This window comes from Luteimonas panaciterrae (genome assembly GCF_020511115.1).
Taxonomy (GTDB): domain Bacteria; phylum Pseudomonadota; class Gammaproteobacteria; order Xanthomonadales; family Xanthomonadaceae; genus Luteimonas; species Luteimonas panaciterrae.
The window spans coordinates 478,968-491,794 of sequence record NZ_JAJAVH010000007.1 but is presented as its reverse complement, the minus strand read 5'-3'; the positions used below and the strand labels follow the sequence as shown (position 1 = coordinate 491,794).

Here is a 12,827-nt window from a genome sequence, read left to right as displayed (position 1 = left end):
GAATCCCTGGACGTTACTCTTGATGCCATCCCTGGCGCGACGATACAGACTTTCGGAACGTCCGGCCCGGCCATCCATGGCCGGGCGTTCGGGAGCGCAGCAGACGCCTTGAAGGCGTCCGCTAAGCACGCGCTCGCTCACCCTGCGCGGGAATGACGACTCAAATGTCATCGGCGCGGAAAGCATCGCGCAGCCAGACGATCTCCGGCGACTCGGGATCTCCGCTCGCATCGATCACATCGAACCGGCACGCCGCATCGGCGTACTCGCGATGGGCAGCCAGGAACTGTTCGGCGGCAAGCACGAGCTTGCGCCGCTTGCCGGCATCCACCGATGCGCTGCCGCCACCGAATCGCGTATCGCGCCGATAGCGCACCTCGACGAACACCAGGGTCGCATCGCCAGTCCGGCGAATATTCGCCGGGTCCAGCATGATCAGATCGAGCTCGCCAAAACGATAGTTCGCGTTCGCCGCCACCTCGCGCAGCCCGGCGCGCAGCAGATGGGCGCGCGCCGCCGCTTCGACGGTCGCACCGCGCTGGCGCGGACTACTCAAGGTCCCGCCCGATATTCCGGTGCGATCAGCCGCCCCGGCCGTTGTTCAGCGGCACGACGTAGCCGCTGCTGAAGGTCGACCACGCCGGCGTGCGCAGCACGTTGCCGGTCGCGCCGACGCGCAGGAGGCCGGTTGCGCCTTCCACGTCGGCGTCCGCGCTGGTGGCGAGGCGTTCGAGATAGGCGGTGAGCAGCCAGGCGTCGAAACCGAAGGCGAACAGCTTGGCCTGCGGACCGCGTGCCGTGGAGATGCGGCCGGCGGTGTCGGCCGCGCCGGGCAGGCCGGACACCGAGCTCACGCCCCAGCGCTCGGTGGGGAAGGCGATGCCGTCGAGGGCGCGGTCCTGGTCGGCCTTGCCGGTGCCGGAGACCAGTTGCGAGGTCGCCACCAGCGGCTTGCCCGTGTAGCCGGCGACCGACAATTGCGGCGCCATCGCGCGCGCGGCCGGGCCGCGCAGTGCGAGGAAGACCGCATCCACGCCGCCTTCTTTCTGCAGGGCGGCCTGCAGCGTGGGCGTCATGTCGGCCGGCTTGTCGCCGACCACGGCCAGCGTCTGCACCACGCTGCCGCCGTTTTCCTGCATCCGTGCCGCGAAGCTGGCCGCGCTGCGGCGCGCGTAGTCGTCACCGGAGCTGAGCACGAGCGCGCGCAATGCCTTGCGCGTGATCAGGTAATCGGCGGCACTGTTGCCATCGTCTTCCGGCGCCAGCGAATAGCTCGCGTTGTTGGCCGGCGGGGCGACCGTGCCGCGATTGAGCGCCAGCACCGGCACGCCGGTTTTCACCTCGCGGAACACCGCGTCGACTTCATCGCGGCCGAGCGGCCCCAGCACTTGGTCGGCGCCGTCGGCGACCGCCTTCTGGTAGGCCGCGATCGCGCCACCGGCCGTGCCGGCGGTGTCGTAGAACTTCAATTCGGGGCGCCGGCGCTGTTCGCCGTAGTAGCCGGCCAGCAGGCCATCGCGTACCGGCGCCGAGGCGGGGGCGAGGCTGCCCGAGAGCGGCAGCAGCACCGCCAGCTTCTGTGGCGGGCGATAGCCGTCGCGATCGGCCGGCGGACGGCTGCCGGCGTCGAACTGCCAGTGCGCGACGCGCTGGGACGCCTCGACGGCCGCTTCCTTCGGCTTGTCGGGAGCCTGGCTGACTTTGACCGTGGTGCAGCCCGCCGCCAGGGCGGCCAGCAGCGAAACGGCGAGGATTCCTTTCATCGATTGCAACGGATGGCGCATCAGGGCCGGCCCAGGGACGGAAACGGCTAGGATTCTACCCTTTCGTCTTTCCCGGCTCCGCGAAGCGGCCGGGAAGCGTTCACGCTGGGAATTCCGATGTCCACCGCCTCACCCTCCACACCCGGCACCCTGCACGTCGTCGCAACGCCGATCGGCAATCTCGGCGATCTCTCGCCCCGCGCCCTGGAGACCCTGCGCTCGGTCGCCGCGATCTGCGCCGAGGACACCCGCCACACCCGCCAGTTGCTGGCGCATTTCGGCATCGAGCAGAGCCTGATCGCCCTGCACGAGCACAACGAGGACGAACTCGCCGGCCGGCTGGTGGCGCGATTGCAGGCCGGCGAATCGCTGGCGCTGGTGTCGGATGCCGGCACGCCGCTGGTCAGCGATCCCGGCTTCCGCCTCGTGCGCGCCGCGCGCGCGGCGGGCGTGCGGGTCTCGCCCGTGCCCGGCGCCAGCGCCCTGATCACGGCGCTCAGCGTCGCCGGCCTGCCCAGCGATCGTTTCGTGTTCGAGGGCTTCCTGCCGGCGAAGGCGAACGCGCGACGCGAGCGGTTGACCGCGCTCGCCAGTGAAACGCGCACGCTGCTGTTCTACGAATCCTCGCACCGCATCGCCGAGACGCTGGCCGATTGCGTGACGGTATTCGGTGCCGACCGCCGCGCCGTGGTCGCGCGCGAGCTGACCAAACTGTTCGAGAGCGTGCTCGACGGCACGCTGGCGGAGTTGCAGGCACGCATCGACGCCGATCCCAACCAGCGCAAGGGCGAGTTCGTGCTGCTGATCGAAGGTGCGGGCGACGACGCGGATGCGAAAGTCGCCGAGGGCCGGCGCATCTACACGAAACTCAGCGCGCATCTGCCGCCTTCGACGGCGGCGAAACTGGCCGCGGAATTGAGCGGCGCGCCGCGCAAGGCGCTGTACGGCAGCGATTGATCCGCGTCGAAGCATTTCTGCTTCGCGAGCATCCAGGGATCGAATAGTTCACACGGTTCGCCATGCATCGAACCGTGCGAATGATCAGCGCGCGCGGAAGTGATGGCCTCAAGAGGCCGGGTATCTGGCCCGATCCGCTATCCCGCATGGCTGATTCGGATTGGACATTGCGTATGGACGGGCTCGACACGTTGCATGCGCGCTTCAGCGTGCGCGATTCACGCGATTTTGCGGGGCCGACAAGAAATTCTATCGGGGATTCCGCAATTTCACTGACAAGAGGGTAGGCATGAACCGCAAGCTATTCGTTCCGAGCGTATTGACCGTCGCCGTTGTTGCTTCTTTCGTCATCGCTCCAGATGCCATTGCCGGCGGTTTCCAGATCCGGGAAAACAGCGCCGCCGCGCTCGGCCGTGCTTTCGCCGGGCGTGCATCCGCGCCGGGCGATGCCGCGATCGTTTCCAACAATCCCGCCGGCATGCGCCTGCTGGGTGAACGGCCGATCTTCCAAGCCGACGCCACGCTGATCAACCTCAGCGCCGAATACGATTCCAACGGCGGCACGCACAACTTCACGCGTCAGCCGCTCACCGGCGGTGATGGCGGCGATGCTGGCGATCTGCTGCCGGTGGCGTCCGCGTTCTTCGCCACGCCGATCGGCGAGAAGGCGCATCTGGGTTTCTTCATCGATGCGCCGTTCGGATTGAAGACTGAATACGACAATGGCTGGGTCGGACGCTACAGCGCGTTGAAGTCGGATCTGCGCGTGATCGACCTTGGCGCCAGCTTCTCCTACGACGTGAATCCCTACGTCAGCTTCGGTGTCAGCGTGTACGGCCAGCGGCTGGATGCGGAACTGAGCCAGGCGGTCGATTACGGCCTGTTCCTGGGGCAATCGCAACAGCGCGACGGCAAGGCGACCATCGAAGGCGATGCCACCGATTGGGGCTTCAAGCTGGGCGTGCTGCTCAGCGTCACCGAGAACACGCACATCGGATTGAGCTATCAGTCCAAGGTGAAGCAGGACATCGATGGCAAGGGCACGTTCCGGCCGCCGCAGGCGCGCAACGCCACCGAACAGGCCATCCTCGACAACCTGCCGCCGCTGCTGAAATCCAGCAAGGGCAGTACCCGGCTCGATACGCCGGCGGTCGCGATCCTGAGCGTGTTTCACAAGTTCAACGATCGCTGGGCGGTGACCGGCGACATCTCGCGCACCGCATGGACCAGCTTCCAGGAACTGGTGCTCGACTTCGACACGACGCCGGGCGAGCGCAACGTGGTGGAGACCTACGGTTTCCGCGACACCACCGCAGTGTCGATCGGCGTGGAATACCAGCTCAACGAACGCTGGCTGCTGCGTGGCGGCATCGGCTACGACCAGACACCCACGAGCCTGGAGCATCGCAACGCGCGCCTGCCGGATGCGGATCGCCGTCTGCTCGGCCTCGGCTTCGAGTGGAAGCCGTCGGATCGCACGGTGGTCGATGTCGGCTATCTGCACCTGTTCAACGGGGAGCCGGAAATCACCACCACCTCGAACTTCGGCCGCATCAACGGCAGCTACAGCGCCAACATCGATCTGCTGTCGGCATCGTTCGGGTACGTCTTCTGAGGTCCGCGGGCGGACGTTCTTCAGCCCAGCGGGAAGGCGGCGTGCGATAATCGACACGGCGGAGTCGGCCAGGCAGTCGCGTCATCCGCAAGGGTGCCGAGGAAAGTCCGGGCTCCACAGGGCACGGTGCCAGGTAACGCCTGGGCGGCGCGAGCCGACGGAAAGTGCAACAGAAAGATACCGCCTAAGACTGCGCAAGCAGGACGGCAAGGGTGAAATGGTGCGGTAAGAGCGCACCGCGAGTCCGGTAACGGACCGGCACGGCAAACCCCACCGGGAGCAAGGCCAAATAGGGAGGCAATGCCGCGGCCCGCGGTGTCTCCGGGTAGGCTGCTTGAGCGTAGCGGTGACGCTGCGCCTAGAGGAATGACTGCTCACGACAGAACCCGGCTTATCGGCCGGCTCCGCCCCGCGCTTCCAGTGCTTCGCACTGAAAGCCCCAAAGTTTGCGCGGCAAACTTTGGGCCCCGCTATGTGCTTCCGATCCCCGCCGCTGTCGCGGCGCCCCCTTGACTCAAGGGGGCTCCTCGTCGGGTTTGGCGGCGACCTGCGGGCGGCTCTATTGTTTTAATTGAGAGTGATTTTTCTTCTGAAATTAGAATTTCGCTCCAATTCCAGGACAATCTCGGAATCTCCACCGTTGTTGCGTCGCAGCAGATCTGTGGCACCGTGCTCATTTGTGCGTCTCGTCAACCATGAGACTGGTCGAATCTCAAAATTTGAGATGAAACAGCAGCTTGTGGATAAAGCTTGAACAAGTCTCTGAAGTTCTCTGCAAGTCCTTGACGCGCCTAAGTAAATTTCCTTCTGAAAGTTGTTGACAACCCTGTGCGGCGCTCCTAAGGTGGCGCTTCGTGGGAAAACCGGGAGTTATGTGGTTTTCCGGCGTTGAAGCCCGCCGAAGACGGGCAAAACCAGAAGGTTGTCGTGTTCCAAGGCGAGACCGCCATCACAATTGACGATAAGGGCCGGCTGGCGATCCCGACCAGTTACCGGGACCTTGTCGCGCGTGAGTGCGGCAACCGCCTGGTGATCACCTACAACCCCTTCGAGTCGGGTTGTCTTTACCTCTATCCCCAGCCGGTGTGGGAGCGCGTGCGCGATCAGGTGAACGCGCTGCCGCGCACCAAGTCGGTGAGCCGCAATCTGCAGTTGAAGCTGGTGGGCGCGGCGACCTTCGTCGAGCCGGACGGCAATGGCCGCATCGGTCTGCCGGCCAGCCATCGCAACGCGATCGGTGTGGAAAAGAAGGCCGTGCTGGTGGGCATGGGCGACAAGTTCGAGTTGTGGAGCGAGCAGGCGCATCTCGCGCAGATCAGGCAGACGCTGGGTGATGCCGATCTGGGCGAGGACATGCTCGGTTTGCAGTTGTGACGGGCGGTGGCGCGGACATCGCGTCCGGCCACCTCCCCGTCATGTGGCAGCAGGTCATGGAAGGGCTGCGGGTGGTGGAGAACGGAACGTATTTGGATGGCACGTTCGGTCGCGGCGGTCACGCGCGCGGCGTGCTGCAACGCTTGGGGGGAGGAGGTCGGCTGCTGTTGATGGACAAGGATCCCGAAGCGATCGCCGTCGCCGAACGTGAATTCGGCACCGATCCGCGCGTGACCATCCGCCGCGGCAGCTTCGCCGACCTCGCAAACTGGGATGCCGCGCAGAACGGCCTCGACGGCGTTCTCTTCGATCTCGGTGTGTCCTCGCCGCAACTGGATGTCGGCGAGCGTGGTTTCAGCTTCGGCAAGGACGGGCCGCTCGACATGCGCATGGATCCAGACAGCGGCGAAAGCGCGGCGCAGTGGCTGGCGCGCGCCTCCGAACAGGAAATCGCCGACGTGCTGTGGACCTACGGCGAGGAGCGCATGAGCCGCCGCATCGCCCGCGCGATCGTGGCGCGGCGCGCGCAGCAGCCGATCACACGCACTGCCGATCTGGCGCAAGTGATTGCTTCGAATATGCCGCGTGGGAAGCACGACATCCACCCGGCCACGCGTTCCTTCCAGGCCATCCGCATCCACATCAACCGCGAACTCGACGACCTCGAGCGCGGCCTCGACGCCGCCTATGCCAACCTCAAGACAGGCGGACGGCTGGCCGTGATCAGTTTCCATTCGCTGGAAGACCGCATCGTCAAGCGTTTCATCGCGCGGCATGCGAAAGCGCCGCCGGCCAATCGACGTTTGCCGGCGGCGGAATCTTTCGTGCCGACGCTGCGCGCGATCGGCGACGCGCAGAAGGCCGACACGGCCGAGCTCGCGGCCAATCCGCGCGCCCGCAGCGCCGTGCTGCGCGTGGCCGAGAAGCTGGAGGCCGCTGCATGATCCTGCGCGTCCTCCTTGCCATCCTCGTGATCGCCAACATCCTCAGCGCGGTGGGCGTGGTCAATGCGCGCCATCAGCACCGCCAGCTGTTCGTGCAGCTGGCCAAGCTCGAACACGCGCGCGACGAGCTCAACGTCGATTTCGGCCGCCTGCAGCTCGAGCAGGCGACCTGGGCCGAAGCCAACCGCATCGATCAGATCGCGCGGACCAAGCTCGGCATGAAGTTCCCGGAAAGCGCCGACATCGTGGTGATCCGGCCATGAAAGGCATCCGGGACATGATCAAGCTGCCTTTCTCGCGCGAGTCCAGGCGCTTCAAAACAAGCGGCAGCGCGCCGCCGCCGCGCAAGTCGCGCAATCGCGCGCAGTTCAACCTGCGCGGTCGCCTGCGGCTGGTGATCGGCACGCTCGGCCTGTGCGTGGTGGCGCTGGTCGGGCGCGCGGTCGATCTGCAGCTGGTCGACAACGCCTTCTATCAGCAGAAGGCGGACGCGCGCATCCTGCGCGAGATTCCCATTCCGACCTCGCGCGGCATGATCACCGACCGCAACGGCGAGCCGCTCGCCGTCTCGACGCCGGTGGAAAGCGTGTGGGGCAATCCGCACGAGCTGCTCAAGGCGCCGGACCGCATCCCCGAGCTGGCGCGCGTGCTGGGCGTGTCGCAGGACGTGCTCACGCGCAAGCTCACGCAGAAGGCCGACAAGGAATTCCTGTACCTGAAGCGCCGCATCAATCCGGTGGAGGCACAGAAGATCCTCGCGCTGAAGATTCCCGGCGTGTTCTCGCAGCGCGAATACCGCCGCTTCTACCCGCAGGGTGAGGCGATGGCGCACATCCTCGGCTTCACCAACGTCGACGACGAAGGCCAGGAAGGCATCGAACTGGCATTCGACGACTGGCTGCGCGGCAAGCCCGGCGTGGAGAAGGTGATCCGCGACCGCCGCGGCCGCATCGTCGAGAACGTCGATCTGGTGCGCGCCGCCGAGCCGGGCAAGGACCTCACGCTCAGCATCGATCGCCGCATCCAGTTCCTGACCTATCGCGAACTGCGTCGTCAGCTGGACGAATCCGGCGCCGCCAGCGGTTCGGCGGTGATCGTCGACATCGCCACCGGCGAGATCCTGGCGATGGCGAACCTGCCGTCGTTCAATCCGAACGCGGTGGAAACCGGCAATCGCGACGCGCACCGCAACCGCGCCGTCACCGACCTGATCGAGCCGGGTTCGACGATGAAGCCTTTGACCGTCGCCGCGGCGCTGGAAGCCGGCGTGATCACGCCGCGCACCACGTTTAACACCAACCCAGGCTGGATGCCCAACGGCAAGTACCGCACCACCGACACACATAACTATGGTGTGCTCGATACCACGGGCGTGATCCGCAAGAGTTCCAACGTCGGTGCGGCCAAGATCGCGGCGCTGCTGCCGAACCAGCGCTTTTATGACTTCCTGCGTCGCTTCGGCTACGGCCAGAGCACCCAGAGCGGCTTCCCCGGCGAAGCGGCCGGCCTGTTCCCGCCGCCTTCGCGCTGGAGCGGCACGACCAAGCAGACGTTGTCCTACGGCTACGGCATCTCGGTGACGCCGCTGCAGATCGCGCACGCCTACGCCGCGCTCGCCAACGGCGGACGCATGTACACGCCGACCTTCATCAAGGGCAAGGAGCGCCAGGAGTCGGAATCCAAGCAGGTGCTCGATGCGCAGATCGCGCACGAAGTGGTGAAGATGATGCAGACGGTGACCGAACCCGGCGGCACCGCCTATCCCTGGGGCACGATCCTCGGCTATCACGTCGCCGGCAAGACCGGTACCGCGCACAAGGCCAGCAACGGCGGCTATTCGCGTCGTTATGTCGGCTTCTTCGCCGGCATCGTGCCGGTCGACAATCCGCGCTTCGCGATGGCGGTGGTGATCGACGATCCGACCAAGGGTTCGCACTTCGGCGGTCTCACCGCGGCGCCGGTGTTCCGCAACGTCATGGAAGGCGCGCTGCGCCTGATGGACGTGCCGCCGGACGACATCGAGACCTGGCTGGCCGAGCAGGCGAAGGCGGAAGCCAAGAAGAACGCGGGCAAGACCACGACGGCGCGTCTGCCCGTGGCCGCGGCCACGCCGGCGGCGGGAGCGCATCAATGACGCGCAGCATGCTGCTCGCCGAACTGCTGCCCGATGTCGATACGGTGCCGCCGTCGCTGTCGATCACCGGACTGGTGCAGGACAGCCGTGCCATCGAACCCGGCAATGCCTTCGTCGCCATCGGCGGTTTCGGCACGCACGGCCTGCATTTCGTCGAACAGGCGAAGGCGGCGGGTGCGGGGGCGATTCTGTTCGAGCCTCCCGCACCTACCGACCTGCCGGCGCCTGCCGATGCCATCGCCGTGCCGGGATTGCGCGCGCGCATGGGCGCGATGGCGAATCAGTTCCACGGCGAGCCGTCGCGCGCCATGACCATGGTGGGCGTCACCGGCACCAGCGGCAAAACCTCGACCGTGCAGCTGATCGCGCAGGCGCTGGAATCGCGTGGTCGCCGCACCGGCACCATCGGCACGCTGGGCGCGGGCTTGTACGGCGCGGCCGTGCCGACCGGGTTCACCACGCCGCTGGTGTTGCAGATGCATGCGCTGCTCGCCGAATTGCGTGACGCGGGCGCGGCGGCGGTGGCGATGGAAGTCAGCTCGCACGCGCTCGACCAGGGCCGCGTGGACGCCGTGCACTACGACGTGGCGGTGTTCACCAATCTCACCCGCGACCATCTCGATTACCACGGTGACATGGAAAGTTACGGTGCCGCCAAGGCCAAGCTATTTTCGCGCGACGGATTGCGCGCGGCCGCGATCAACCTCGACGACGCCTTCGGTGCTTCGCTGCTGGCGCAGCTGCCGCAGACGGTGCGTGGCGTCGGTCTGAGCGCGCGCGGACAGTCGCAGGCGCAGGTGCGTGCGGAGAACGTCGCGCTCGACGCGTCCGGCATCGCCTTCGATCTGGTGCTCGGCGATGCGCGCTACCCTGTGCATTCGCCGCTGCTCGGTCGCTTCAACATCGACAATCTGCTGGCCGTGGCCGGCGTGCTGCATGCGCTGGGCGAGACCGACGACGACATCGCCGCCGCGCTGCCGCAATTGCAGCCGATTCCCGGCCGCATGAATCGCCTCGGTGGCGATGGCGTGCTGCCGCTGGTGGTGATCGACTACTCGCACAAGCCCGATCCGCTGCAGCAGGCGCTGGAATCGCTGCGCGGCCATCTGCGCGGACGTCTGATCTGCGTGTTCGGCTGCGGCGGCGAGCGTGATCGCGGCAAGCGTCCGCAGATGGCGGTGATCGCGGAAGCGAACGCCGATTACGTCATCGTTACCGACGACAATCCGCGTTTCGAGGATGGCGATACGATCATCGCCGACATCCTCGAAGGGTTTCGCGATCGTTCCGCGGTGCTGGTGCAGCGCGACCGCGCCGCCGCGATCGCGCGCGCGATCGGCGAAGCCGGTCCGGACGACATCGTGCTGATCGCCGGCAAGGGCCACGAACCGTACCAGGAAGTCGCAGGCGTCAAGCACGCGTTCGACGACACGCTAGTGGCGCGTGCCGTGCTGGAGAGCAGATCGACGAAAGGCGCGGCGACGGGAGGGGTGGCATGATCCCGGTCCCGTTGTCCCGCATCGCGCAATGGACCGGCGGCCAGCTGCATGGTCATGGTCGCGCGCAGGATTCGTCGTCGCAGGATTTGCTCATCGATGCGGTGATCACCGACACGCGCACGTTTGGCAATGCCGCCGGCGATACTGAGTCCGCCGCCTTGTTCGTGGCGCTCAAGGGCGAGCGCTTCGACGGCCATCGTCACGTCGCCGAAGCGGCCGAACTCGGCGTGCGCGCGGCGCTGGTGTCCGAAGCGCAGGACGTGGCGCTGCCGCAGATCGTGGTCGCCGACACCGAGCGCGCGTTGGCTTCGATTGCGGCCGCGCTGCAGCACACGCGCGACGAGCTGGTGGTGGCGATCACCGGCAGCAACGGCAAGACGACGGTGAAGACGCTGCTGCTGTCGATCCTGCAGCGCGTCGGCAAGACCTACGCCAATCCCGGCAATCGCAACAACGAGATCGGCTTGCCGCTGTCGGTGATCGATGCGCCGGAAAACTCCGATTTCTCCATCTACGAGATGGGCGCCGGCCAGCCCGGCGACATCGCCTATCTGACGGCGATCGTGCGTCCGCGCGTGTCGCTGGTGAACAACGTCGCACCGGCGCACCTGGAGCGGCTGGGTAGCGTGGAAGGCGTCGCCGACACTAAGGCGGCGATCTACGACGCGTTGCCGGCCGACGGTATCGCGGTGATCAACGCCGACGACGCTTTCGCTCCGTATTTCGCCACCCGTGCTCATGGCCGCCGCCAGATCCGCTTCGCGCTCGATGCCGAAGCCGAGATCACGGCGCGCGACCTGCGCGTCGCCGACGATCGCACGCAGTTCCGCCTGATCACGCCGCAGGGCGAGGCCGATGCCGTCGTGCCAATGGCCGGCCGGCACAACGTCGCCAACGCGTTGGCCGCGGCGGCGCTCGCCTATGCATGCGGAACATCGCTGCAGGATATCGTGATCGGATTGCGCGACGTGCAGCCGGTGGCGGGACGCCTGATGCGCTATCGCCTCGGCAACGGCGCGGTGCTGATCGACGACAGCTACAACGCCAACCCCGGTTCGCTCAACGCTGCGATCGACACGCTCGCCAGCGCCAGTGGCGAAACCTGGCTGGTGCTGGGCGACATGCGCGAACTGGGTGTCGACGGCCAACAGCTGCACGAGGCCGCTGGAAAGCGCGCGAAGGAAGCTGGCATCGCGCGGCTGTACGCGCTCGGCGGCCTGAGCGCGATGGCGGCGAAAGCCTTCGGCGAGGGCGCTCGCACGTTCTCCACGCACGAAGATCTGATCGAAGCATTGCGCTCGGAACTGCACGCCACCGTGCGCGTGCTGGTGAAGGGTTCGCGCGGCAGCGCGATGGATCGCATCGTCAAGGCACTGCTGGCGGCCGACGGTGGCGAGCCGAACAGGGGCGGGCCCAACAAGAACGGGCCGAACAAAAAGGGGAGCGCCACACATGCTGCTTGAACTGACGCGCTGGCTGCAGCAGCTGGAAGGCCTGTTCGGCCTGTTCGGTTATCTGACCTTCCGCGGCATCCTCGCCGCGCTGACGGCGCTGTTCCTGTCGCTGTGGATGGGGCCGGCGGTGATCCGCAAGCTGGCGCAGTACAAGGGCGGCCAGCCGATCCGCACGGACGGTCCGCAGACGCACTTCTCCAAGGCCGGCACGCCGACCATGGGCGGCGCGCTGATCCTGATCACCGTGCTGCTGTCGGTGCTGCTGTGGGGCGATCTGCGCAACCGCTACGTGTGGCTGGTGCTGGCGGTGATGCTCGCCTTCGGCGCGATCGGCTGGCTCGACGATTGGATCAAGATCGTCAAGCGCGATCCCAACGGTCTGAAGTCGCGCTGGAAATATCTGCTGCAGTCGATCTTCGGCCTCGCCGCGGGCGTGTTCCTGTACATGACCGCCGATTCCACCGTGCCGGCGGCGACCATGTTCTTCGTGCCGCTGCTGAAGACGGTGGCGATTCCGCTCGGCGCGTTCTTCATCGTGGTCGCGTACTTCTGGATCGTCGGCTTCTCCAACGCGGTCAATCTCACCGACGGCCTTGATGGCCTGGCGATCATGCCCACGGTGCTGGTGGCTTGCGCGCTGGGCGTGTTCGCCTATGCCTCGGGCAATGCGGTGTTCTCGTCCTATCTGCAGATTCCGCAGATTCCGGGTGCCGGAGAGCTGGTCATCATCTGCGCGGCGATCGCCGGCGCGGGTCTCGGCTTCCTGTGGTTCAACACCTATCCGGCGATGGTGTTCATGGGCGACATCGGTGCGCTCGCGCTCGGCGCGGTGCTCGGCACGATGGCGATCATTGTTCGCCAGGAACTGGTGCTGGTGATCATGGGCGGCGTGTTCGTGATCGAAACACTGTCGGTGATGATCCAGGTCGCCTCGTTCAAGCTGACCGGCAAGCGCGTGTTCCGCATGGCGCCGATCCACCACCACTTCGAACTGAAGGGCTGGCCGGAGCCGCGCGTGATCGTGCGCTTCTGGATCATCTCCGTGATTCTCGTGCTTGTCGGGCTCGCCACATTGAAGGTGCGCTGA

The 12,827-nt window shown here is 66.3% G+C and carries 11 protein-coding genes and 1 other RNA gene; 10 read left to right on the top strand and 2 right to left on the bottom strand.

The genetic code is table 11. The features are described 5' to 3' along the window. Window positions 1-160 precede the first annotated feature (160 nt). Together LG367_RS10260 and LG367_RS10255 are read right to left on the bottom strand one after the other, a co-directional pair. Window positions 161-556, bottom strand: coding sequence for a YraN family protein (locus LG367_RS10260; RefSeq protein WP_226469132.1), 396 nt, complete (start codon window positions 554-556; stop codon window positions 161-163). A gap of 25 nt (window positions 557-581) precedes the next feature. Next, on the bottom strand, window positions 582-1,763 hold the full coding sequence (locus tag LG367_RS10255; RefSeq protein ID WP_226469131.1) for a penicillin-binding protein activator: 1,182 nt from the start codon (window positions 1,761-1,763) through the stop codon (window positions 582-584). Window positions 1,764-1,880: 117 nt separating this feature from the next. On the opposite strand from LG367_RS10255, the gene rsmI reads away from it, so the two are divergent. The 10 genes from rsmI to mraY all read left to right on the top strand — a co-directional run bounded on the left by rsmI (window position 1,881) and on the right by mraY (window position 12,827). Then, window positions 1,881-2,720: a 16S rRNA (cytidine(1402)-2'-O)-methyltransferase gene (rsmI, locus tag LG367_RS10250; protein WP_226469130.1), complete on the top strand. Its 840-nt coding sequence runs from the start codon at window positions 1,881-1,883 to the stop codon at window positions 2,718-2,720. Between the two features lie 289 nt (window positions 2,721-3,009). Then, window positions 3,010-4,335, top strand: coding sequence for an OmpP1/FadL family transporter (locus LG367_RS10245; RefSeq protein ID WP_226469129.1), 1,326 nt, complete (start codon window positions 3,010-3,012; stop codon window positions 4,333-4,335). 60 nt (window positions 4,336-4,395) lie between these two features. Beyond that, window positions 4,396-4,745: RNase P RNA component class A (gene rnpB / locus LG367_RS10240), an RNA gene on the top strand. 517 nt (window positions 4,746-5,262) lie between these two features. Beyond that, on the top strand, window positions 5,263-5,709 hold the full coding sequence (mraZ, locus tag LG367_RS10235) for a division/cell wall cluster transcriptional repressor MraZ (protein ID WP_226469128.1): 447 nt from the start codon (window positions 5,263-5,265) through the stop codon (window positions 5,707-5,709). Continuing rightward, window positions 5,706-6,653: a 16S rRNA (cytosine(1402)-N(4))-methyltransferase RsmH gene (gene rsmH, locus LG367_RS10230; protein WP_319004018.1), complete on the top strand. Its 948-nt coding sequence runs from the start codon at window positions 5,706-5,708 to the stop codon at window positions 6,651-6,653. Before mraZ ends, rsmH begins: the two co-directional genes overlap by 4 nt. Then, window positions 6,653-6,916: a cell division protein FtsL gene (gene ftsL / locus LG367_RS10225; RefSeq protein ID WP_226469278.1), complete on the top strand. Its 264-nt coding sequence runs from the start codon at window positions 6,653-6,655 to the stop codon at window positions 6,914-6,916. Before rsmH ends, ftsL begins: the two co-directional genes overlap by 1 nt. Before the next feature lie 14 nt (window positions 6,917-6,930). Further along, entirely contained in the window at window positions 6,931-8,787 is a 1,857-nt protein-coding gene (locus LG367_RS10220) for a peptidoglycan D,D-transpeptidase FtsI family protein (RefSeq protein WP_319004017.1), read from the top strand. After that, window positions 8,784-10,286, top strand: coding sequence for a UDP-N-acetylmuramoyl-L-alanyl-D-glutamate--2,6-diaminopimelate ligase (locus tag LG367_RS10215; protein ID WP_226469126.1), 1,503 nt, complete (start codon window positions 8,784-8,786; stop codon window positions 10,284-10,286). Before LG367_RS10220 ends, LG367_RS10215 begins: the two co-directional genes overlap by 4 nt. Further along, on the top strand, window positions 10,283-11,749 hold the full coding sequence (locus LG367_RS10210) for a UDP-N-acetylmuramoyl-tripeptide--D-alanyl-D-alanine ligase (protein ID WP_226469125.1): 1,467 nt from the start codon (window positions 10,283-10,285) through the stop codon (window positions 11,747-11,749). The genes LG367_RS10215 and LG367_RS10210 overlap by 4 nt, the downstream gene beginning before the upstream one ends. Continuing rightward, the gene (gene mraY / locus LG367_RS10205; RefSeq protein ID WP_226469124.1) at window positions 11,739-12,827 is read left to right on the top strand and encodes a phospho-N-acetylmuramoyl-pentapeptide-transferase; all 1,089 of its coding nucleotides are present in this window, start codon (window positions 11,739-11,741) and stop codon (window positions 12,825-12,827) included. The genes LG367_RS10210 and mraY overlap by 11 nt, the downstream gene beginning before the upstream one ends.